This is a genomic window from Streptomyces sp. NPDC048278, assembly GCF_040652195.1.
Taxonomy (GTDB): Bacteria; Actinomycetota; Actinomycetes; order Streptomycetales; family Streptomycetaceae; genus Streptomyces.
Window position 1 is genome coordinate 500,780 of the sequence record NZ_JBEZLP010000003.1, and the last position, 22,344, is coordinate 523,123.

The following is a 22,344-nucleotide window of genomic DNA, read 5'->3' on the forward strand; positions in this document are numbered from 1 at the left end:
ACCTCCAGTCGGCTTCTGATGTCCCTGACGGTAGGGCGCGGGGATCTGAGCCGCCTGCGTGCCGCCTATGGCGTTCCTGTGGACGCTTTCGCGGGTGGTCCGAGGGCGGTCGTCGGGGGCTTTTCCATGAGGGTGCGCAGAGGGGTTCCCGCCTGGGCCGACCTGCCCTGCAACCGGGCCGCCGTCTCCCTGATCTCCGGGAGACTGGCGGCGAGGGCGGCTCCGGGGCAGTTGGTGCGGTAGCCGTCCTGGTGGCCGGCGACCGCGGGCAGGGCGACGACGGTGCCCTCCCGGTACCGGCTGAGGCCGTTGCTGGAGACCAGCCGGGCGCTGCCGCGCGGGTCGACGCCGGCCAGCCCGAGTTTCCAGGCGGCGACGGCGGCGATCGCGTCGGTCATGGCGCGCGGCACGGGTACCCCGGCGGTGAAGGTGCCGAGGGCGGCGATGCCGGCGGTGCGGTGGTTGAAGCCCTGGGTGTGCGCGCCGGTGACGGCCCGGTCCGCGCCGCCCGCGCGGCCCTCGTAGACGGTGCCGCACCGGTCGACGAGGAAGTTGTAGCCGATGTCGTCCCAGGCGCGGTCGCCGGTCTGGCCGGTGTACAGGCGGCGGATGATCTCGGGGGACTGCGCGCAGGAGTAGCCGTTGGGCGAGTCGGTGTGGTGCACGAAGACGGCGACGACCTGGTCGTCGTAGCGCGGTGGCGGCTGGGTGCGGCGGACGGTGGCGTCGAGCCAGGCCGAGCGCGGCACGATGTGCGGCCGGGGCGCCCGGTGGAAGGCCGCGGGGCTGGCGGGCGCGGGCGCGGCCAGGTGGATCGCGACGGTGCGGTCGGCGCCCTGGGTGCACAGCACCAGGGCGAGGACGGCGGCGAGACCGGGCAGGCAGCCGAGCAGCGTCAGGGCGGTGATCCTGGTGCGCCGCCCCGCTCGTGGGATGACACGCATGGCAATCACTCTCGGGGTGATCGTCTGCGCCCGCGATGTGTGCTGTGCCACCTGGTGGAACCATCGTCCTGGTCCGGGGCGTTTCAGGGGGTACACGCACGCGTGGCCGGTTCCCGTGGCCTCGCGCGCGTGAACTGATCACTGGACCTGTCCCGGCCGTATTAAGGGCACCGAGAGAAAGGCGGCTCCGTGGACCTGCTCGACCTGGTGCTCGTACTGGTGGTCCTCGTCTACGCGGCGTCCGGCTACCGGCGCGGGCTGATGGCCGGCTGTGTGTCGCTGGCCGGGTTCGTGGGCGGCGCGGTGATCGGCGTGTGGGTGCTGCCGTGGGTGATGGAGCTGGTCACGCGCGGGACGGCGACGGCGACGGTGGTCGCGGTGCTGACGGTGCTGGTGCCGGCGGTGGTGGGGCACGAGCTGGCCGGGCGGCTGGCGCTGCGGCTGCGCCGGGAGCTGGACCAGGGGCCGCTCAGGGTGGCCGACGGGATAGGGGGCGCGGTCGCCAACTCGGTGGCGGTGCTGATCGTGGCCTGGGTGGCGGCGAGCGTGCTGGGCGCGTCCTCGTCGCCCGCGGTGACGACGGCGATCCGCGACTCGAAGCTGCTGGGCACGGTGCAGAGCGCGATGCCGGACACCACCCCGGCCTGGTTCTCGCGGGCCACCTCCGCACTGACCGAGGCGGGTTTCCCGCAGGTCTTCAACCCGTTCGAGAACGAGTCGACGGCCCAGGTCGCCAAGCCCTCCGGGGACAACGTCACGGCGGCGGCCACCAACGCCTCCAAGCGCAGCACGGTCAAGATCGAGGGTTCCTCCGGCACCCAGGGCCGCGAGGGCAGCGGGTTCGTGTTCGCGCCGGAGCACGTGATGACCAACGCGCACGTGGTGGCCGGCATCGACAGCCCGAGCGTGCGGATCGGCGGGGTCGGTCCGACGTACGACGCGGAGGTCGTCCTCTTCGACCCGGACCGGGACGTGGCGGTGCTGTACGTGCCGCAGCTGCGGGCTCCGGTGCTGAAGTTCGACACGAGCGCGGCGCGCGGGAACTCCGCGGTGGTGGCCGGCTATCCGCAGGACGGCAACCTGAACCTCCAGGCGGCCACCGTGGCGAACAAGGTGCAGGCCACCGGCCAGAACATCTACAACGACGCCACCGTGACCCGGGAGATCTACTCGATCCGCTCCACGGTCCGCCCCGGCAACTCGGGCGGCCCGCTGCTGACCACCGACGGCAAGGTGTACGGCGTGGTGTTCGCCCGCTCCACGTCCGACGACGAGACGGGGTACGTGCTGACCGCCGACGAGGTGGCCACGGACGCCGCGCGCGGGGCGCGCGCCACCTCGCCGGTGGACACGGGCGAGCTGATCACGTCCTGAGCGTCACGTCCTGGGCGTCATGCCTTGGGCGTCAAGCCTTGGGCTTCACAGCGGCCGGCCCATGATCACGTCGTCGACGTACTCGCCGTCCAGGAAGAACTCCCCCGGCAGCACGCCCTCGACGGTGAAGCCCTCCGACGCGTAGAGCCGGCGGGCGGGGGTGTTGTGCCCGAGGACGCCGAGCCGGATCCGGCGGGCGCCGCGGCGCCGGGCCTCCTCCATCGCCGCCCGCAGCAGCGCCCGCGCCACACCCCGGCCGCGGGCCTCCTCGGCGACCGCGAGGCCCTGGATCTGCCGGACGTGCGCGTTGGAGGCGACCTTGTAGGCGAGGCCGAGGCGGATGTAGCCGACGATGCGCCGGTCGGCCTCGGCGACCAGGGTGTCCTCGGGGGCGTGCCGCTCGCCGAAGAAGGGGTCGTACGGCGGCTGCGGCCTCGGCAGCACCGCGTGCAGGTACGACCAGGTGGCGCGGTCGAGGGCGGAGAGCTCCTCGTCGTCGTCCGGCAGGGCGGTGCGTATGTACGGTTCCGGCATGCGGTCACCCTAAGTCGGCCGGTACCGGGGCCCCAGGGGTTTTCCCCCGTCCTTCCCGGCATGCTGGGACCCATGGAACGTTCTCGTATCGCGGTGGCCGGCGCGTCCGGCCTCATCGGCAGCGCCCTGGTGCGGTCCCTCCGGGCGGACGGGCACGAGGTGGTGCGCCTGGTGCGGCGCGCGGCCCACGGCACCGGCGAGGTCTGCTGGGACCCCGGCGGGCAGTACGTGGACACCGCGGGCCTGGCCGGCTGCGACGCGGTGGTGAACCTCGCCGGGGCCGGGATCGGCGACCGGCGCTGGACGGACGCCTACAAGCGGGAGATCCGGGACAGCAGGGTGCTCGGCACGGCGGCGCTCGCGGAGGCCGTGGCGGCGCTGCCGGACCCGCCGCGGGTGTTCGTGAGCGGCAGCGCGATGGGCTTCTACGGCGACACCGGTGACCGGGCCGTGGACGAGGACGCCCCGCCCGGGGACGGTTTCCTGCCGTCGCTGTGCGTGGAGTGGGAGGAGGCGGCGGCCCCGGCGCAGGAGGCGGGTGTACGGACGGTGTTCCCGCGCACGGGTCTGGTGGTGGCCCGCGGGGGCGGGGCCTGGGGCCGGCTGTTCCCGCTCTTCAGGGCCGGGCTCGGGGGCCGGCTGGGCGACGGCCGCCAGTACTGGTCGTTCATCGCGCTGCACGACGAGGTGGCCGCGATCAGGTTCCTGATGGAGACCGAGGGTCTGGCGGGGCCCTTCAACCTCACCGCGCCCGACCCCCTGACCAACGCCGAGATCACCGCGGCGATGGCCCGGGTGCTGCGCCGCCCGGCCCGCTTCCCGGTGCCCTCCCCGGTGCTGCGGGCGGCCCTCGGCGAGATGGCCGGGGACGTGCTGGGCAGCCAACGGGTGGTGCCGAAGCGGCTGCTGGAGTCGGGGTTCACCTTCGCGTTCCCGGGCATCGAGGACGCGATCCGCGCGGCCTGACGGCCCCTGTGACCGTATGCGACCGCCGTGCGACCGTGCCCTGTTCATGCGCGACTGTCCTTGACCGATCACCGTCCTAACCTCGACCCGAACTCGGGTATCCCCGGAGCTTGTTGGGGGCATCACGTCTCCACCGGACGCGCAATCGAGGAGGGGCCTCGTGCATGAGCCCGCGTACCAGGCGGACGTCGTCATCGTGGGAGCCGGTATCGCCGGACTCTCCGCGGCTCATCGGCTGAACAGCGCAGGAGTAACGACCGCGGTCCTGGAGGCCGCCCCTTACGTCGGCGGACGCATGTCGACCGAGAAGGTGGACGGCTTCCGGCTCGACCGGATCGGGCAGCTCCTGTCCACGTCCTATCCGGAGCTGCGGCTCGCCCCGGGACTGGACGCCCTGGTTCTGCGCCGGTACGCGCCCGGCGTGCTGCTGCATCGCGACGGGCGCAGGCACCGGGCCGGCGCCCCTGCGGGGGGCGGAAGCGCGAGGGGCGCACTGTATGCCGTGCGCGCCCTGGCAAGCGCCCCCAGGGGCGGCTCGCCGGTGGCACCGCCGCGCTCGACCGCGCCGATGGGCGGCGCGGTCGACCAGGCCCGTCTGGGCGCCGCGCTGGGCCGTATCGCCACGACCCCGGTCGAACGCATCCTCGCCCGCCCCGAACTCCCCGCCGCCCACGCCCTCGCGGAGCGCGGGGTGCCCGCCCGCACGATCGACGGCTTCCTGCGCCCGCTGCTCGCGGCCCTCCTCTGCGACCCCGAGCTGACGACGTCCAGCCGGTGCGCGGACCTCGCGCTGCGGTCCTTCGCGAGCGGGCGGCTGTGCGTGCCGGAGGGCGGCGCCGAGGTCCTCCCGGAGCTCCTGGCCCGCGCGCTGCCGCCGGGCACGGTGCACACCGGCGTACGGGTCACCTCGGTCTCCACCACCTCGGTGACGACGGCCGAACACGGCGAGATCCGCTGCCGGGCGGTGCTGGTCGCCACGGACGCGAGGGCCGCCGCGGAGCTGCTCCCGGGTCTGCGCGTCCCGGACTTCCACCGGGTGACGGTGGTCCACCACACGACCGACGAGCCGGTGACCCTCACGACCGGAACGTCCCTCCTCCTGGACGCCGACCGGGGCGGCCCCGTCTCCCACACCTCCGTCGTCAGCAACATCGACCCGAGCCGCGCCCCCCAGGGCCGCGCCCTGATCTCCTCCACCGTCCTCGGCACGCCCCCTTCCGACGTCGACACAGCGGTCCGCATGCACCTCACCCGCCTCTACGGCACGTCCACCCGCCGCTGGGAGACCCTCGCGGTCCACCACACCCCCGAGGCCATCCCCGCCATGCGCCCCCCGCACGACCTCCGCCGCCCCGTCCGCCTCCTCGCCGGCCTCTACGTCTGCGGCGACCACCGCGACACCAGCACCGTCCAGGGAGCCCTCCACTCAGCCCACCGAGCCACCGCGGCAATCCTGACCGACCTCACCACAACAACCTCCCTGAACAGGTCAGAACCCCTACAACGCCGAGCCGCCTAACGCCCCCTCTCGCCACCACAGAAAAACGCAAGCAGCACTCGCGCCCCACAAGGGGCGCGGGGAACTGCGCGACCAGCCACGACGGCGCCGCACCCGACGAACGGCAGGAGCCGGCAAGGGTCGGCTCGGCGCCGCCGGACAACGCCATCGTGGCTGGCCACCGCTGCGGCGGAAAGAGAAGGCGAGCGGTATCGCGCCCCCGCAAGGGGCACAGCAGAGCGCCGCCCCGCCAGGGGCGCGGGGAACTGCGCGATCAGCCACGACGGCGCGGCACCCGGCGACGGTGGGAACCGGGGGCAGGGGAGGGTCAGTTCAGGGTGGCGACCTTCTCGCGGTAGCCCTTCACCGGTGCTGCGTCCTTGTACGGCTCCAGTCGGCGTTCGAAGTCCTTGACGTACTCGAGCGCGCGGACCGAGCGCATCTCCGCCGCCGCCCCCGCCGCCTCCACCCCCAGCGCACACGCCTGGTCGAGTTCGCCCAGGCCCAGGCGGGCCGTGGCGAGGACGACGCGGCAGAAGAGGCGGCTGCGGGCATAGGAGGGCGCACGGAGTTGCAGGGAGCGCTCGGCGTGCTGCGCGGACGCCCGGAACTGCTGGAGGTCCCGGTGGCAGTGGCCGAACTCGTCGGCCAGTTGCGCCTCGTCGAAGAAGCGGGCCCAGTACGGGACTTCGTCGCCGGGACGGGCCGTCTCCAGGGCCCGCTCGGCACGGACGAGCGCCCCCGTGCAGGCGCGCACCTCGCCGAGCACCCCGTGGGCCCGCGCCTCGGCCGCGTGGAGCAGAGCCTGCACGACCGGCGGGGCGCTCGTGCCCACCCCCTGCTGGGCGACGCGCGCGAGCTGCACCGCCTCCCGGCCGTGGCCGAGGTAGACCGCCTGGCGGCTCATGGTGACGAGGACGTAGGAGCCGTAGGACCGGTCCCCCGCCGCCTGGGCGAGCCGCAGCGACTGGACGAAGTAGCGCTGGGCGAGGCCGTGCGCGGCGATGTCGTACGACGTCCAGCCCGCGAGCCGGGTCAGGTCCGCCGCCGCGCCGAACAGCCTGCGGCCGGTCTGCTCCCCGTACGTGCCGCGCAGCATCGGCTCGCACTCGTGCTCCAGGTACCGGACGAGGGCCTGCCGGGCGTGGCCGCCGCCGTACTGGTCGTCGAGGGAGCGGAACAGTTCGCCGACCGAGCGGAGCGCGGCGATGTCACCGCCGGTCACCTTCTGACCGGGCCCGCGCTCGGCCTGCCCGCGTGGCCGCACCGGGGCGAGCGGCACCGGCTTGGGCGGGGCCGGCCGGGTCTGCGCCGGCACCCGGACCGCGGTCACCTGCGCCGCCGGCTCGCCGCGGGCCACCTTGTCGTCGGCGCGGCCGATCAGCCAGTCCCGGCTGGGCACGACCAGCCCGGCCGGGGTGAAGGCGATCTTGCGGAGCTCGGCGTGGCTGCCGGAGTCCTTGCGCCAGAGCCCGCTGACGATGTCGACGGCCTCCTCGGGGGTGGCCGCGAACTCCAGCCCGGCGTAGACCGGGGCACAGGCGTCGAGACCCAGGTCCTGCGCGGTGAGCCGGCGGCCGAGGCGCCGGGTGAAGACCTCGGCGATCAGGGCGGGGGTGGTGCCCCGGGGCTGCTGACCGCGCAGCCACCGGGTGACCGATGTCTTGTCGTATCTGAGATCCAGCCCGTGTTCGAGTCCGAGTTGGTCGACGCGCCGGGCCAGACCCGCGTTGGAGAACCCTGCTTCTGCGATGAGCGCGGCGAGCTGGCGGTTGGGGGTGCGCTGCGCGGGTCGGTCCGTCATCTGGGGTGCGGTCTCCTGCCTTCTGGCTCAGCTCGGTCGCTTGTGCCCGGATTGCCGGTGAGCAGCCCTTTTGGCGCTCGTGGACGGCGCGAATGTAGCGGAGAGTGAGCAGTCGATCGCACATCTCGCCGTTCATTCATCCGATCGTGTGAGGATTGGTCCCAGGGCTGACGCGCGACGGGCGGACGTACAGTGGCTTGGGCGCGTTATGTGCCTGACACACCCATCGCCCGAGGGAGGCGCTTGCCGTGAGTGAGTTGCGGTTCGTCCGCATGGGGTTCGGCGCGGACGCCGTCGAGTACCAGGAGGCGTGGGACGAGCAGCGCCGGGTGCACGCGGCACGGTTCGCCGACGAGGTGCCCGACACGGTCCTGCTGCTCGAACACCCCCCGGTCTACACGGCGGGCCGCCGCACCGCGGACAACGAACGGCCGCTCGACGGCACCCCCGTCATCGACGTGGACCGCGGCGGCAAGATCACCTGGCACGGCCCCGGCCAGCTGGTGGGCTACCCGATCCAGAAGCTCCCGCGCCCGGTGGACGTGGTCGCCCACGTCCGGCGCCTGGAGGAGGCCCTGATCCGCGCCTGCGCCGAGTTCGGCCTGGAGACCACCCGGGTCGAGGGGCGCAGCGGGGTGTGGGTGCTCGGCGACCCGGTCGAGCAGCGCCCCCAGGCCCTCGGCGGCCTCTCCCTGGACTTCGACCCCCGGCTGACGGACGACGAGTTCGACCCGCGCCTCAACGGCCCGGAGTACGCCCCCTCCAACGCCGGCCAGCGCCGCGAGGACCGCAAGATCGCCGCCATCGGCATCCGGGTGGCCAAGGGCGTGACCATGCACGGCTTCGCGCTCAACGTGAACCCGGACAACAAGTGGTTCGACCGGATCATCCCGTGCGGCATCCGCGACGCCGGCGTCGCCTCCCTCGCCGCCGAACTGGACCGGGACGTGACGATCGAGGAGGTGCTGCCGGTGGTGGAGCGCCACCTGACGGCCGTACTGGAGAACGCGGACCTGAAGCCGAGGGTGATCGAGAAGACACCGGCAACCGTCAGCCCGTCCGGCGTCTGAGGACGAGGCCGAAGGCCGTCAGCGGGGGTCCGGGGGCGGCAGGCCCCGGGAGCCCAGCACCCACACCGGGCATTCAAATCAACGGGCGTACCCTGAAGGTCGCCGAAGAATCAATCGCTAGGGAGCCGGTCGTGTCCGCAGTCTCACCCGACGGACGCAAGATGCTGCGCCTGGAGGTCCGCAACGCCGAGACCCCCATCGAGCGCAAGCCCGAGTGGATCAAGACCCGGGCGAAAATGGGCCCCGAGTACACGAAGATGCAGAACCTCGTGAAGAGCGAGGGCCTGCACACGGTCTGCCAGGAAGCCGGCTGCCCGAACATCTACGAGTGCTGGGAGGACCGCGAGGCGACCTTCCTCATCGGTGGCGACCAGTGCACCCGGCGTTGCGACTTCTGCCAGATCGACACCGGCAAGCCCGAGGCGCTGGACCGCGACGAGCCGCGCCGGGTGGGCGAGTCCGTGGTCACCATGGACCTGAACTACGCGACCATCACCGGCGTCGCCCGCGACGACCTGGCGGACGGCGGCGCCTGGCTGTACGCGGAGACGGTCCGCCAGATCCACGCGCAGACGGCGGAGCGCGAGGCCGGCCGCACCAAGGTCGAGCTGCTCGCCCCCGACTTCAACGCGGTCCCGGAGCAGCTCGCCGAGGTCTTCTCGTCCCGCCCCGAGGTCTTCGCGCACAACGTCGAGACGGTGCCCCGGATCTTCAAGCGGATCCGCCCGGGCTTCCGCTACGAGCGCTCGCTCAAGGTCATCACGGCCGCCCGCGACTTCGGCCTGGTCACCAAGTCCAACCTCATCCTCGGCATGGGCGAGACCCGCGAGGAGGTCTCCGAGGCGCTGCGCCAGCTGCACGAGGCCGGCTGCGAGCTGGTCACCATCACGCAGTACCTGCGCCCGAGCGTGCGCCACCACCCCGTGGAGCGCTGGGTCAAGCCGCAGGAGTTCGTGGAGCTGAAGGAGGAGGCCGAGCAGATCGGCTTCTCCGGTGTCATGTCCGGCCCGCTGGTCCGGTCCTCGTACCGCGCCGGCCGCCTGTACCAGATGGCCGTGGAGAAGCGGGGCGCGTTCGTCGCCGCGCAGGCGGTCTGACGGGAGGTCCGGCGGCGGCCCGAACCGGCCCGGCCGCCGAGCGTGTGAATTCACGCACAAACTATTACCGGTCAGTAGTGACCGAATGGACGCGGTCCTGACCGTCCTCGCTGATGAGGACGCCGTCAGGGCCGCGTCAGCGTTCCGGGCCCGCGTATCAAGGCTTCATTGGCGTTTGACCGGTCGGTCACGCCCTGGTAACACCGAACAGTGACCCTGGTATCACAGCATGTACACCCACCTCGAGGGGGGACCTCCACCATGCAGGCCGCGCCCGTTCGCGCCACCGCGATCCCGTCCTTCACCGACGCGCTGCGCGCCGTCGAGTCGATCCTCATGAGCGGCGGTCAGCGCACCGCACGCCAGAACGCCTGGACCTCCGTGCTGGAGGACCGCCGTCGCGCCAAGGACCGGGTCGAGGCCCAGCGCTTCCTCGAGCAGGCCGCCGGCCGCTCCTGACGCCCCCTCCGCGGCCCTTCCCGGACACTGCCGTCGTCGGCACTCCCGGGGCCACGTAGACTTCGGGGCATGGCGAGGAAGGAACCCGCAGCGGACGCTGCGAATGCGGGACGACTGAAGCAGATCGTCCTGACGTACAAGATGACGCGCAAGGCCGACAAGGTGATCGGTCTGGTGCTTGCCGGTGTCGGTCTCGGCACCCTTGCCGTCTTCCTCGTGATCGGCTTCCTGATCGGCCATCCGGTCTATCTGGGCATCCTGGGCCTGCTGCTCGCGTTCCTCGCGACGGCGATCGTCTTCGGCCGGCGGGCCGAGCGGGCGGCCTTCGGACAGATGGAGGGCCAGCCGGGCGCCGCGGCGGCCGTGCTGGACAACATCGGGCGGGGCTGGACGACGACGCCGGCGGTGGCGATGAACCGCAGCCAGGACGTGGTGCACCGGGCGGTCGGCAAGGCCGGCATCGTCCTGGTCGCCGAGGGCAACCCGAACCGGGTGAAGACCCTGCTGGCCGCCGAGAAGAAGAAGATGGCCCGGATCGTGGCGGACGTGCCGGTGCACGACGTGATCGTGGGCACGGGTGACGGCCAGGTCGAGCTGAAGAAGCTGCGGACCACGATGCTGAAGTTCCCTCGCGTGCTGACGGGGCCGCAGGTGACGACCACCAACGACCGGCTGCGGGCGATGGGGGACCTGATGTCCAACATGCCGTTGCCGAAGGGGCCGATGCCCAAGGGGATGCGGATGCCCAAGGGTGGGCCTCGGGGGCGGTAGACGCCGGTAGGCACGCCTACGAGCTCGGGCGCGGTGGTTGCGTTGGCGACTGCCGCGCCTTCGTGGTTTCTCGCGCAGTTCCCCGCGCCCCTATGGGGCGCTCCAAGCAGGGCCTCCAAGCAGGGCGGTCGTGACACGCCGCCGAACGGAGTATCCGGCCGCTTATCGGGTCATCTGCTCCTAATCTGCCGGATGTGACAAAACGCCATATCACATACCTCGCGTGCAGCGCCGCCCTGTGCGGCTCCCTCCTCGGTGCCGCTCCGGCGACCTCCTCGCACGGCGTTCTGACCGTGCACCCGGGTGAGTCCATCCAGAAGGCGGTCGACGCCGCCGAGCCCGGTGACACGGTCCTGGTGCTGGCCGGCACCTACCACGAGAGCGTCAAGGTGACCACGCCCGGCCTCACCCTGCGTGGCGTGGGTCCGGACACCGTGCTGGAGCCGGTCAAGAAGTCCAAGAAGGCCACGAAGGCGATGCGCGGCACGAAGAAGACCGCCGTGAAGTCCTGCGCCGAGATGGGCAACGGCATCTGCGTGGTCGGCGCCAAGAACCAGCCCGTCGAGGACGTGACCGTCGCCCACCTGACCGTGACCGGGTTCTCCCGGACCGGCGTCATGGCCGTGGGCACGGCCAACCTGCACGTGCACGGCGTGGCCGCCGTGAAGAACGGGCAGTGGGGCCTCGCCGAGGAGCGGTCGGTCCACAGCATGTACCAGAACAACGTCGCCCGGAACAACGGCGACGCGGGCATCTTCCTCGCCAACTCCGTGACCGCGGAGAAGGGCGCCGTCGACACGTTCGGCACGGTCGTCGAGCACAACCTGCTGGAGAACAACCGCATCGGCGTCACCGTCCGCCGGCTGCGCAACCTCACGGTCTCCGACAACTCGGTCACCGGGAACTGCGCGGGCGTCTTCGTCGTCGGCGACGAGAACAAACCGAAGGCCGGTCACCTGACGGTCGCCGACAACCAGGTCGTGAAGAACAACAAGTACTGCAAGAAGACCGCCCGGCTGGCCTTCCTGCAGGGCTCCGGCATCGTGCTGACCGGCGCCGAGAACACCCTGGTGACCGGGAACACCGTCACCGGCAACTCCGGCAAGTCGCCGCTGTCGGGCGGTGTCGTGGTCTTCAAGAGCTTCGTGGGTGTCACCAGCGACAAGAACCAGATCACCCGCAACAAGCTGTCGGGCAACGCCCCCGCCGACCTGGTCAACCAGGAGGCCGGCAAGCACGGCAACGCCTTCAAGGACAACACCTGCAAGAAGTCCAAGCCCTCGGGTCTGTGCTGACCTGACGGCCGTACGACCCCCCACACGGAAGGAAGGCGGCACATGACCGCACCAGCACGCGACCTCACGACGCCGGCCAAGGGGCCGGAGGAGGACGCTCCGCCGCCGTCGATGCGGCTGCGCGAGCTCGTGTTCGGGGCGGCCTGTGCCGCCGCCGTCCGCGCCGCCGCCCGGCTGCGCGTCGCCGACGCGCTCGGGGACGCCCCCATGACGGTGGAGTCCCTGGCGTCGACGGTGAAGACGGACCCGAAGCCGCTGCGCCGGCTGCTGCGCGCCCTGTCCTGCTACGGCGTCTTCGCCGAGCGGCCGGACGGGACGTTCGCCCACACCGAGACCTCCCGGCTGCTGCGCGAGGACGACCCGCACAGCCTGCGCTACATCGCCATGTGGTGCACCGAACCGTGGACCTGGGACGCCTGGCCGATGCTCGACGAGGCCGTGCGCACCGGCCGCAACGTCGTCGAGGACCTCTACGGCAAGGAGTTCTTCGTCTACCTGAACGAGGACGCGCCGGAATCCGCGGACGTCTTCAACCGGGCGATGACCACCTCCAGCGAGCAGTCGGCCCGGGAGGTCGCCGCCCTGCTCGACCTCTCCGGCAGCCGCTCGGTCGCGGACCTCGGCGGCGGGCAGGGGCACGTGGTGGCCAGCCTGCTGGACAAGTACCCGGCGATGAAGGGCTACCTGCTGGATCTGCCCAAGGTGGTGGAGAAGGCCCTGCCCCGGCTGCGCGAGGGCGGCGACCTCGGGGACCGGGCGCGGATCGTGCCCGGCGACATCCGGGAGGCCGTACCGGTCGACTCGGACGTCTACATCATCAAGAACATCCTGGAGTGGGACGACGACTCCACCGCGCGGCTGCTCGCCAACGTGATCGCGGCGGGCGGGCCCGGGGCCCGGGTGGTGATCATCGAGAACCTGGTCGACGACACCCCGTCGATGCGGTTCAGCACCGCGATGGACCTGCTGCTCCTGCTGAACGTCGGCGGGGCCAAGCACACCACCGACAGCATGGTGCGCCGGCTGACGGAGGCGGGCCTGAACGTCAACGACATCCGGCCGGTCAACCCGTACCTGCACGCCTTCGACTGCACGGTGCCCGCCTGACGGGTACCCCGGCATGCGCCGGTGCCGGGCCCGCGTCGTGCGCGGGTCCGGCACCGTTGGCGTACGGCGGTACGCGGGATCACGCGCCGCCGTCGCGCTCCCAGAGGTAGAAGCGCTGGGCCATCGCGTCCTTCGGGGAGCGCCAGGTCTCCGGGTCGTACGCGCTGACGTACGCCGTGAGACGGTCGCTGACGTCCCTGAACTCGGGGTGCGAGGTGACCTTGGCGATGGCCGGTCCCGGCTCGCGCTCGGACTCGATGAGGTGCATGTACACATCACCGAACTGGAAGAGGCTGCGCCGGGTGACCCCGACGAGGTGCGGCAGTTCTCCCCGGTCGGAGTCCGCGAACACCTTCGCGATGTCGGGGGCGGAGCCCGGTGCCATACGGGCGACGATCAGGGCCTGGTGCACGGTGTCTCTCCTGTCGTACGGCTCGTGCGGTTCGGTCGGCTCAGTCGGATCAGTCGGCCAGGGCCGGGTCGGGACGCCGGCCGGTGGCCGCCTTCTCGATCTTGTCCCGGATCAGGGCCATCTGGATCTTGGAGTTCTTGTTGATGTTGTCGGTCATCCAGTCGTCGTCGACCGGGGCCTCCGGCTTCATCGCGAAGTCCTGGGTCCAGACCATCCGGGTGCCGGCGGGGACCTCCTCGTACTGCCAGAGGATGTCCATGTGCGCGAACGGGCCGGTCTCGACCCGGCGGGCCCTGACCCGGAGGGCGCGGCGGTCCGCCTCGCGCTCGGAGACCCAGCTCCACACCTTGCCGTTGTCGTCGGGGTGCATGGTCAGCCGGAAGGTGACCTTCTTCCCGTCGTCCTCGAGGATCTCGGCGCTGGCGTACTCGCTGAACAGCTGGGGCCAGTTGGCCACGTCGTTGGTCATGTCCCAGACCAGGTCGACGGGTGCGGCGATGGTGATCTCGTTCTGGGTGTGTCCGGTCATGTCAGGCTCCCGCGGGCATGGCGCTGTTGACGAGGTCGAGGAACTGGCGGGGCGTCTTGCACCGCTCGGCGTCCACCGGCATGGGCACGCCGTGCCGGTTCTCCAGCTCGCCGACGATGCCGAGCAGGCCGAGCGAGTCGACGCCGAGGACGTCGAAGCCGCTGTCGGCCCGGTCCTGGAGGTCGGCCGGGGAGACGGTGACGCCGGCGGCCTTCTTCATGAGTTCGGACAGTTCGTCCACGGTGATGCTCATAGCGACTCCTTCTTCTTAGCTGCTCTGCTGGGCAGCTGGTGTGTTCGACTCACTCGGCCGCGCCGTGGCGCAGCACGAGCGCCGAGTTCGACCCCATGAGGCCCCGGCTGAGCACCAGTGCCGTGCGTGGCCGCGCCGCGCGGGCGCTGCCGGTCACGAGGTCGAGGTCGTGGCAGATGTCGTGGACACCCGGGGTCGGCGGGATCAGCCCGTGTTCCATTGCCAGCACCGCGGCGGCGGTGTCCAGCACGGGGGCCGCGCAGTAGCCGCGGCCGATCCCGGTCTTGGGCGCGGTGACCGGCACCCGCCTGCCGTGCGCGCCGAGGACGTCGGTGATGGCCAGCGCCTCCGCCCGGTCGGCCGCCGGGACGCCGAGGGCGTCGGCGAAGACCACGTCGACCTCCTCGGGGGCGCAGCCGGCCTCGGCCAGCGCCCCGCGGATCGCCTGGGCGAGCCCGGCCCGGGACTCGGCCCAGCGGGAGGCGCCGGTGAAGGTCGACGCGTGGCCGTCGATGGTGGCCCGGACCGGCAGTCCGCGCCGGCGGGCCGAGCCGGTGTCCTCCACGACGAGCATGGCGCCGCCCTCGGCCGGCACGAACCCGCAGGCCTGCTCGGTGAACGGGCGGTAGGCGCGGGCCGGGTCGGTCTCCCGGCTGAGCTCCTCGTAGCCGAGCTGGCAGACCACCGAGTACGGAGCTATGGGCGCCTCGGTGGAGCCGGCCACGATGACGTCCGTGCCGCGCCGCACCGCGCGGGCGGCGTGGGCGAGGGCGTCCAGGCCGCCGGCCTCGTCGGCGGCGACCACCGAGCAGGGGCCCTTGAAGCCGCGCCGGATGGAGATCTGGCCGGTGCTGGCCGCGTAGAACCAGGCGATGGACTGGTAGGGGCCGACGAACCGGCTGCCCTTGCCCCAGAGCTGCTGGAGCTCGCGCTGGCCGAACTCGCCGCCGCCGGAGCCGGCCGCGGTGACCACGCCGACGTCGAACGGCGAGCCGTCGGTGTCGGCGCGGCCGAGCCGGGCGTCTTCGAGTGCCAGGTCGGCCGCGGCCATCGCGAAGTGCGTGAAGCGGTCGGTCTGGACGATGAGGCGTTCCTCGACGGCGGCCGTGGGGTCGAAGTCGCGGACTTCGCCGGCCACCTTCATGGGCAGGTGCTCGCAGCCGTCGCGGGTCACCTTGTCGAGGACGTTGCGTCCCTCCTGGACGGACTTCCAGAAGGTCTCGGTGCTGGTTCCGTTGGGCGCGACGACACCGATGCCGGTGACGGCCGCCCGTCGGGCAGGCGGTTCGCTCATCGTGTCCGTCCTCTCTGCCGGGTCAGGATCACCGCGGACTGGAAGCCGCCGAACCCGCTGCCCACGGACAGGACGCCGCCGAGCTTCCGTTCGCGGGCGACCCGCGGCACGTAGTCGAGGTCGCACTCGGGGTCGGGGGTCTCGTAGTTCGCGGTGGGCGGGACGACCTGGTGGGCCAGGGCGAGCACGCAGGCGACGACCTCGATGGCGCCGATCGCGCCGAGCGAGTGGCCCACCATGGACTTGATGGAGCTCATGGGTGTCGAGTACGCGTGCTGTCCGAGCGCCTTCTTCACGGCGGCCGTCTCGTGGCGGTCGTTCTGCCGGGTGCCGGAGCCGTGCGCGTTGACGTAGTCGATGGCGGTGGGGTCGAGGCGGGCGTGGTCCAGGGCGGTCTCGATGGCGCGGGCCATCTCCAGGCCCTCGCTGGTGAGACCGGTCATGTGGTAGGCGTTGCCGAAGGTGGCGTAGCCGTCGAGGAGGCAGTAGATGTGCGCGCCGCGGGCCTTGGCGTGCTCCTCCTCCTCCAGGACGAGCACCGCGCCGCCCTCGCCCATGACGAACCCGTCACGGCGGTTGTCGAACGGGCGGGAGGCGTGCTCGGGGTCGTCGTTGTTCGGGGAGGTGGCCTTGATCGCGTCGAAGCAGGCCATGGTGATGGGTGAGATCGGGGAGTCCGAGGCACCGGCGATGCAGATGTCGGCGCGGCCCTCCTGCACGGTGTGGAAGGCGTAGCCGACGGCGTCCAGGCCCGAGGTGCAGCCGGTGGACACGGTCTGCACCGGACCCTGGGCGCCGAAACGTTCCGCCACGGCGGAGGCGAGGGTGCTCGGGGAGAACGCCCGGTGCAGCTGCGGCTGCGCCTGCCGGTGGTCCACGTCCCAGCGCTGGCCCGCGCCGCTCACCAGGACGTAGTCGTGCTCCAGGCGGGTGGTGCCGCCCACGGCCGTACCCAGGGAGACCCCGATCCGCCAGGGGTCCTCCCGGCCCAGGTCGAGACCGGAGTCCCGGACCGCCTCGTCGCCGGCGACCAGGGCGAACTGTATGTACCGGTCCGCCCGCTCGATCTCCTCGGCGTCCAGGCCGTGTGCCACCGGGTCGAAGTCGCACTCGGCGGCGATCCGCGACCTGAGGCCCGAGGGGTCGAAGAAGGTGATGCCGCGCGTCGCGGTCCGGCCCGAGGCGAGCAGATCCCAGAACGCCGGTACGCCCACACCCCCCGGAGCGACGATGCCTATGCCCGTAACCGCCACGCGCCGGGTCACGACCGGACCTGCCCCACGGCGACGGCTTCCGTCTCCTCGGTGTCGACGTGGCCCAGCGCCGGGCGCGGGGCCAGCGGGCCGAGGTGGAAGACGATCCGGGCCTCGGCGCTGCCGACGTTGCGGAAGCGGTGCTTCATGTTCATGGGGATCATCAGCCCCTGCTCGGGCCGCAGCGGGTGCGGTTCGCCGTCCAGGTCGACCTCCATCTCGCCGCAGACGACGTACACGAACTCCTCGGAGTACGGGTGGTAGTGCTCGGCGATGCGGTCGCCCGGCTGCACGATGGCCACACCCATGAAACCGCTGGTGGAACCCACCGTGGCCGGGGTGAGCATGGCGCGCAGATCGCCGCCGCGCCGGGTGTTGGGCTCGACCTCGCTGAGGTCCACGATCTTCGGAATGGGCTGCATGTCTGCGTTCCTCCGTGGGGGTGATGCGACGTTGAAGGGTCGGGCGTCGGGCGTCAGGCGTCCGGTGAGCGGCGGTCGGTGATCAGCTGCATCCGCACCGCGTCGCCGTCCAGCAGGGCGGTCAGCGCGTGGGCCGGGGTGACGTCCACGGGTGTGCCGGGCCGCTGCTCGATCAGCCGGACGACCACGTCGTCGCGCTGGAAGACCGTGCTGTGCAGCACCGGGCTCGCCGGGTCCTCGGCCGCGGCCTCGTCCTGCTGCGCGAGCAGCTCCGCGAGCCGCATCCCGCAACCCGGGCGGGCCGGGTAGTACAGCGCGTGCCGCTCGCCCTCGGCCAGCTCCTCGGCGGTGACGTGGTGGACGGCCGGCAGCGCGGCCCGGGTGAAGAACACCCGTGCGGACTCCTGGTCGTCGAGGTCGCGCTCCTGCTCCAGGTAGGGGTTGATGGCCTCCTCCACGGCCCGCACCTCGGGCTGCCGGGCGACGTGGCGCAGGGCGGCCATCAGGTCGCCGCGCACCTCGATGGCCCGCACGACCCGGTTGCCGTGCATGAACAGGGAGGTCCGGCAGAGCCGGGTGGAGTCGTCGACCTTCGCCTCGGGCGAGGCGTAGTCCGCGAGGATCTTCGCGACCTTGGCCTCACTGCCCGGCGTGACCGTGAAGGTGAGCGCGTGGCGGATCACGCCGTCGCCCATCCGCGGCTGGGCCTGCAGGACGCGTACGGCGTCCGCCGACGGGCCGCCGGTCTCCCGCACCACGTGGAAGCGGAGCGAGCGGGTGTCACGGACGCAGTTGTGCAGCGGCTTCACCATCTCCACGTGCTCCTCGCTGTTCACCCAGGCGAGGAACGGCGGGGCGCTCTCCCACTCGCTGGTGATCAGCCACTGGGAGGGGTTCTCGATCGACTGGCAGAGCTGGTCGCTGACGTGGCCGGGCACCTGGGCGACCTGGTTGCACAGCTGCTCGTAGGCCTCCAGGAACTGCTGCTGCGCGCCGTCGTAGACGTCCACCAGCAGGACGACCCGGAGCCGGGAGCCGTCGAAGACGGACTGGGAGACCCGTGTCGAGACCGGGCGGGTCGTTCGGGTCGGCTTTGCCGAAACCTTTTCCGAGATCGTCGTCATGCTTCGCACATCTCCTTCGCTGGGCAGCGGCCTGCGCCTTCGCCGATGACGCGGCGTCAGCGCTTCTTGATCCTGTGCCGGTCCTCCGAAGCGCGCGACTCGCGTGAACCAGGTGGGTGATTGAGCCCGCGGAACCCCTCCCGAGGGGGCCCGGACGGGCATGGACGTTGCAACGCACCTGACGCACCAACACCCGCCTCTGGAGTGCCCGATGCACCAGAAAACCGATCACCAGGTCCCCGTCCTCGTGGTGGGCGGCTCGCTCGTGGGCCTGTCCATGTCCCTCTTCCTGGGCCGACTGGGCGTACGCCACATGCTCGTCGAGAGACACTCCGGGACCTCGGTCCACCCACGCGGCCGGGGCAACAACGTGCGGACGATGGAGCTGTTCCGGAGAGCGGGCATCGAGCCGGACATCAAGGCCGCGGCCTCCCTCCTCGCCGACAACCACGGCATCCTGCAGACCCCGACGCTGGTCGGCGACGCCGGCGACTGGCTGTTCAAGGAGATCGACCCGGGCGGCGGGCTCAAGAGGTTCAGCCCCACGGGCTGGTGCCTGTGCAGCCAGAACGACCTCGAACCGGTGCTCCGCCGGGCGGCCGAGTCGCTCACCGGCGACCTGCGTTACTTCCACGAGATGGAGTCCTTCGAACAGGACCCCGAAGGAGTGACGGCGTACATCCGTGACCGTGACTCCGACCGGATGTACACCGTCCGGGCGGACTACCTGGTCGCCGCCGACGGCCCGCGCTCCCCGGTCCGGGGCCGGCTCGGCATCGGCCAGACGGGCCCCGGTGACCTGTTCGCGAACGTCAGCATCACCTTCCGTTCCAAGCTGCTGCAGAACACGGTCGGGGACCGCCGGTTCATCTGCTGCTACCTCACCGACCCGGAGGCCGACGGCGCGCTCCTGCCCGTCGACAACAAGGAGCGCTGGGTCTTCCACGCTCCCTGGCACCCCGAACGGGGCGAAACCCTCGACGAGTTCACGGAGGAACGGCTCACCCGGCACATCCGCCGGTCCGTCGGCGTCCCGGACCTCGACGTCGAGATCACCGGCCGGGCGTCCTGGCGGGCCGCCGAACGGGTCGCGGAACGCTATGCCGACCGGCGGGTCTTCCTGGCCGGCGACTCCGCGCACGAGATGTCCCCGACCGGCGCCTTCGGCTCCAACACCGGCATCCAGGACGCCCACAACCTCGCGTGGAAGCTGGCGGCGGTCCTGGACGGCTGGGCCGGGCCCGGCCTGCTGGAGTCGTACGACGCCGAACGCCGCCCGGTCGCCCTCGCCACCAGCGCCCGCGCCTCCGCCCGCTCCGTGGAGCACAGCCACCCGGGCTTCGCGCCGGCCCCCGGCGTCGGCGCCGACCGGCGCGGCGGCATCCTCAACGTCGTGCTCGGCTACCGCTACCCGAAGGGCGCGGTCCTCGGCGCCGACCCGGACCAGCCGCTCGTACCCAACGGGATGAACCTCACCGGCCAGCCGGGCAGCCGGGCCCCGCACCTGTGGCTGCGCCGGGAGGGGGAGCGGGTGTCCACGCTCGACCTCTACGAACGGTCACTGGTGCTGCTGAGCGACGCGGAGTCGGCGGGCGGCGCGGCCTGGCACGCCGCCGCCCGGCGGATCGCGGACACGGAGCGGCTGCGGCTGGACACGTACCGCGTCGGTGCGGCGGGCGATCTTGTGTACGACGCGGAGGGCGGCGACTGGGCCGCGGCGCACGGTACGACGGCGGAGGGCGCGGTGCTGGTGCGGCCGGACGGGTACGTGGCGTGGCGCTCGGAAGGGGCCGTGCCCGACCCGGAGGGAGAGCTGCGGGACGTGCTGGCGCGGGTGCTGCGGAGGAGGTGAGCGGGGTGGGGCGGGCCGGGGGTGGGGACGCTCACCGGCGCTTGCAGGGTGCCTCCCCCAGCCTTCGGCCGGGGGGACCCCCAGCGCCCACCCGTGCCGCCCTGCGGCACGCCTGCCCGCGGCTATGTTTTCTGGGGGCGCGGGGAACTGCGCGATCAGCCCCCACCGGCCCGCACCTACATACGGACCTCTACCGTCTTCGCCAGCCGGTCGTGCAGCCCCCTGCCGTCCCGGTCCCAGACCAGCGCCGGGATCGCGAGGCACAGGAGCACCGTGCGGGCCAGGGCGCGCAGCGGCTGGACGCGGCCCGTGCCGACGCCGACGACCCGCAGCCGGAACAGCCGCTTGCCCGGCGTGAACCCGATCGTGCCCACCGTGAGGACGCCCAGGACGAAGAAGACGAGCAGAGCCCAGTTGCCGGTGGTCGCCGGGTTGTAGCCCTTGGTGATCAGGCCGTATGCGATCAACTCGCACAGCGCCCAGTCCACGACCAGCGCGCCGAGCCGCCGCCCGGGGCGGGCGATGGAGCCCGGCCCCTCTTCCGGCAGACCCAGCTGCTCGCCCCGGTACCCGAACTCGGCACCCGCGTCCTCCATGGCCGCGCGGGGTCCGGAGAGCCACGATCCGATTGCTTGCCTGTTGTCCACCCGTCCACGGTACTGGGCCCGGCCGCGACCCTGGGTCGGCGGGGTGCCACGGGCTACGGTGGAACCGCGCTCGGTTAACTTCAGCGAAACAAATGGGTCACGCCCGAGAAATCACCCGTCCCTAGGGTCGACGACAACGTGTGCCACCGCACTGGCCGCACGAACGAACTACCACCCCGGCACGGGAACGGCCGGGAGTAGGAGGAGCTGGATGTTCCAGAACGCCGACGAGGCCAAGAAGTTCATCGCGGACGAGGACGTCAAGTTCATCGACGTCCGTTTCTGCGACCTGCCGGGCGTCATGCAGCACTTCACGCTGCCCGTCGAGGCGTTCGACCCGGACGAGGAGCTCGCGTTCGACGGTTCGTCGATCCGTGGTTTCCAGGCGATCCACGAGTCCGACATGGCGCTGCGCGCGGACCTGTCGACGGCCCGGGTGGACTCGTTCCGCCGGGACAAGACGCTCAACATCAACTTCTTCATCCACGACCCGATCACGGGCGAGCAGTACTCCCGTGACCCGCGCAACGTGGCGAAGAAGGCGGAGGCCTACCTCGCGTCGACCGGTATCGCGGACACCGCGTACTTCGGTCCCGAGGCCGAGTTCTACGTCTTCGACAGCGTCCGTTTCGCCACCTCGGCGAACGAGAGCTTCTACCACATCGACTCCGAGGCGGGTGCCTGGAACACGGGCGCGCTGGAGGACAACCGCGGTTACAAGGTCCGCTACAAGGGCGGCTACTTCCCGGTCCCGCCGGTCGACCACTTCGCCGACCTGCGTGCCGAGATCTCCCTGGAGCTGGCCAAGTCCGGCCTCCAGGTCGAGCGCCAGCACCACGAGGTGGGCACCGCCGGCCAGGCGGAGATCAACTACAAGTTCAACACGCTGCTCGCCGCCGCCGACGACCTGCAGCTCTTCAAGTACATCGTGAAGAACGTGGCCTGGCGCAACGGCAAGACCGCGACCTTCATGCCGAAGCCGATCTTCGGTGACAACGGCTCGGGCATGCACGTCCACCAGTCCCTGTGGGCCGGCGGCTCCCCGCTCTTCTACGACGAGGCCGGTTACGCGGGCCTGTCGGACACCGCCCGCTACTACATCGGCGGCATCCTCAAGCACGCCCCGTCGCTGCTCGCCTTCACCAACCCGACGGTGAACTCGTACCACCGTCTGGTCCCGGGCTTCGAGGCCCCGATCAACCTGGTGTACTCGCAGCGCAACCGTTCCGCCGCGATGCGTATCCCGATCACGGGTTCGAACCCGAAGGCCAAGCGTGTCGAGTTCCGCGCGCCCGACTCCTCCGGCAACCCGTACCTGGCCTTCTCGGCCCTGCTGCTCGCGGGCCTGGACGGCATCAAGAACAAGATCGAGCCGGCCGAGCCGATCGACAAGGACCTCTACGAGCTGGCTCCCGAGGAGCACGCGAACGTGGCCCAGGTCCCGACCTCCCTCCCGGCCGTCCTCGACCGCCTGGAGCGCGACCACGAGTTCCTGCTCGCCGGTGACGTCTTCACGCCCGACCTGATCGAGACGTGGATCGACTTCAAGCGCACCAACGAGATCGCCCCGCTGCAGCTGCGCCCGCACCCGCACGAGTTCGAGCTCTACTTCGACGTGTGACATCGCCCCGGGGCGGAG

22 protein-coding genes are annotated in these 22,344 nt (G+C 71.6%); 11 read left to right on the top strand and 11 right to left on the bottom strand.

Annotated elements, in window-relative coordinates; all coding sequences use genetic code 11:
* Window positions 1-65: 65 nt before the first annotated feature.
* A complete protein-coding gene (locus AB0D74_RS08435; protein WP_362581828.1) occupies window positions 66-944 on the bottom strand; it encodes a peptidoglycan recognition protein in 879 nt (292 codons plus the stop codon).
* A gap of 189 nt (window positions 945-1,133) precedes the next feature.
* Here AB0D74_RS08435 and AB0D74_RS08440 point away from each other — a divergent pair, with 189 nt between their 5' ends.
* A complete protein-coding gene (locus AB0D74_RS08440; RefSeq protein ID WP_362581830.1) occupies window positions 1,134-2,318 on the top strand; it encodes a MarP family serine protease in 1,185 nt (394 codons plus the stop codon).
* A gap of 45 nt (window positions 2,319-2,363) precedes the next feature.
* Here the strand turns inward: AB0D74_RS08440 and AB0D74_RS08445 are convergent, their stop codons facing one another.
* Window positions 2,364-2,852, bottom strand: a complete 489-nt coding sequence (locus AB0D74_RS08445) for a GNAT family N-acetyltransferase (RefSeq protein ID WP_362581832.1) — start codon at window positions 2,850-2,852, stop codon at window positions 2,364-2,366.
* 72 nt (window positions 2,853-2,924) lie between these two features.
* Between AB0D74_RS08445 and AB0D74_RS08450 the strand changes: the two genes are divergently transcribed.
* Window positions 2,925-3,818, top strand: coding sequence for a TIGR01777 family oxidoreductase (locus AB0D74_RS08450; protein WP_362581834.1), 894 nt, complete (start codon window positions 2,925-2,927; stop codon window positions 3,816-3,818).
* Between the two features lie 160 nt (window positions 3,819-3,978).
* Window positions 3,979-5,337, top strand: coding sequence for an NAD(P)/FAD-dependent oxidoreductase (locus tag AB0D74_RS08455; RefSeq protein WP_362581836.1), 1,359 nt, complete (start codon window positions 3,979-3,981; stop codon window positions 5,335-5,337).
* A 307-nt stretch (window positions 5,338-5,644) separates the two neighbouring features.
* Here the strand turns inward: AB0D74_RS08455 and AB0D74_RS08460 are convergent, their stop codons facing one another.
* Window positions 5,645-7,120, bottom strand: coding sequence for a regulator (locus AB0D74_RS08460; protein WP_362581838.1), 1,476 nt, complete (start codon window positions 7,118-7,120; stop codon window positions 5,645-5,647).
* Between the two features lie 248 nt (window positions 7,121-7,368).
* On the opposite strand from AB0D74_RS08460, the gene lipB reads away from it, so the two are divergent.
* From lipB to AB0D74_RS08490, 6 genes are all read left to right on the top strand, one after another.
* Window positions 7,369-8,190 carry a lipoyl(octanoyl) transferase LipB gene (gene lipB, locus AB0D74_RS08465; protein ID WP_362581840.1) on the top strand — a complete coding sequence of 274 codons (822 nt, stop codon included), beginning with the start codon at window positions 7,369-7,371 and terminating at the stop codon, window positions 8,188-8,190.
* Window positions 8,191-8,321: 131 nt separating this feature from the next.
* Complete coding sequence (gene lipA / locus AB0D74_RS08470; protein ID WP_362581842.1) at window positions 8,322-9,287, top strand: lipoyl synthase; 966 nt, start codon at window positions 8,322-8,324, stop codon at window positions 9,285-9,287.
* Between the two features lie 261 nt (window positions 9,288-9,548).
* Window positions 9,549-9,746, top strand: a complete 198-nt coding sequence (locus tag AB0D74_RS08475) for a hypothetical protein (protein WP_123977777.1) — start codon at window positions 9,549-9,551, stop codon at window positions 9,744-9,746.
* A gap of 69 nt (window positions 9,747-9,815) precedes the next feature.
* Window positions 9,816-10,517: a DUF4191 domain-containing protein gene (locus AB0D74_RS08480; protein WP_362581844.1), complete on the top strand. Its 702-nt coding sequence runs from the start codon at window positions 9,816-9,818 to the stop codon at window positions 10,515-10,517.
* Between the two features lie 194 nt (window positions 10,518-10,711).
* Complete coding sequence (locus AB0D74_RS08485; RefSeq protein WP_362581846.1) at window positions 10,712-11,812, top strand: right-handed parallel beta-helix repeat-containing protein; 1,101 nt, start codon at window positions 10,712-10,714, stop codon at window positions 11,810-11,812.
* Between the two features lie 42 nt (window positions 11,813-11,854).
* Window positions 11,855-12,919 carry a methyltransferase gene (locus AB0D74_RS08490; protein ID WP_362581848.1) on the top strand — a complete coding sequence of 355 codons (1,065 nt, stop codon included), beginning with the start codon at window positions 11,855-11,857 and terminating at the stop codon, window positions 12,917-12,919.
* Window positions 12,920-12,998: 79 nt separating this feature from the next.
* Here the strand turns inward: AB0D74_RS08490 and AB0D74_RS08495 are convergent, their stop codons facing one another.
* The 7 genes from AB0D74_RS08495 to AB0D74_RS08525 are packed head-to-tail and all read right to left on the bottom strand — an operon-like array spanning window position 12,999 to window position 18,206.
* A complete protein-coding gene (locus tag AB0D74_RS08495) occupies window positions 12,999-13,331 on the bottom strand; it encodes a TcmI family type II polyketide cyclase (RefSeq protein ID WP_217552701.1) in 333 nt (110 codons plus the stop codon).
* Between the two features lie 49 nt (window positions 13,332-13,380).
* Entirely contained in the window at window positions 13,381-13,860 is a 480-nt protein-coding gene (locus AB0D74_RS08500; RefSeq protein ID WP_362581850.1) for an SRPBCC family protein, read from the bottom strand.
* 1 nt (window position 13,861) lies between these two features.
* Window positions 13,862-14,113, bottom strand: coding sequence for an acyl carrier protein (locus tag AB0D74_RS08505; protein ID WP_089101200.1), 252 nt, complete (start codon window positions 14,111-14,113; stop codon window positions 13,862-13,864).
* 49 nt (window positions 14,114-14,162) lie between these two features.
* Window positions 14,163-15,407: a ketosynthase chain-length factor gene (locus AB0D74_RS08510; protein ID WP_362581853.1), complete on the bottom strand. Its 1,245-nt coding sequence runs from the start codon at window positions 15,405-15,407 to the stop codon at window positions 14,163-14,165.
* Window positions 15,404-16,672 carry a beta-ketoacyl-[acyl-carrier-protein] synthase family protein gene (locus AB0D74_RS08515; protein ID WP_362581855.1) on the bottom strand — a complete coding sequence of 423 codons (1,269 nt, stop codon included), beginning with the start codon at window positions 16,670-16,672 and terminating at the stop codon, window positions 15,404-15,406. Before AB0D74_RS08515 ends, AB0D74_RS08510 begins: the two co-directional genes overlap by 4 nt.
* The gene (locus AB0D74_RS08520) at window positions 16,669-17,082 is read right to left on the bottom strand and encodes a cupin domain-containing protein (RefSeq protein ID WP_362581857.1); all 414 of its coding nucleotides are present in this window, start codon (window positions 17,080-17,082) and stop codon (window positions 16,669-16,671) included. Before AB0D74_RS08520 ends, AB0D74_RS08515 begins: the two co-directional genes overlap by 4 nt.
* A 53-nt stretch (window positions 17,083-17,135) precedes the next feature.
* A complete protein-coding gene (locus AB0D74_RS08525; RefSeq protein WP_362581859.1) occupies window positions 17,136-18,206 on the bottom strand; it encodes a SchA/CurD-like domain-containing protein in 1,071 nt (356 codons plus the stop codon).
* 211 nt (window positions 18,207-18,417) lie between these two features.
* On the opposite strand from AB0D74_RS08525, the gene AB0D74_RS08530 reads away from it, so the two are divergent.
* Window positions 18,418-20,058, top strand: coding sequence for an FAD-dependent monooxygenase (locus tag AB0D74_RS08530; RefSeq protein ID WP_362581861.1), 1,641 nt, complete (start codon window positions 18,418-18,420; stop codon window positions 20,056-20,058).
* 176 nt (window positions 20,059-20,234) lie between these two features.
* On the opposite strand, the gene AB0D74_RS08535 is transcribed toward AB0D74_RS08530, so the two are convergent.
* Window positions 20,235-20,705: an RDD family protein gene (locus tag AB0D74_RS08535; protein WP_362581863.1), complete on the bottom strand. Its 471-nt coding sequence runs from the start codon at window positions 20,703-20,705 to the stop codon at window positions 20,235-20,237.
* A gap of 211 nt (window positions 20,706-20,916) precedes the next feature.
* Between AB0D74_RS08535 and glnA the strand changes: the two genes are divergently transcribed.
* Complete coding sequence (gene glnA, locus AB0D74_RS08540; RefSeq protein ID WP_355726002.1) at window positions 20,917-22,326, top strand: type I glutamate--ammonia ligase; 1,410 nt, start codon at window positions 20,917-20,919, stop codon at window positions 22,324-22,326.
* Window positions 22,327-22,344 lie beyond the last annotated feature (18 nt).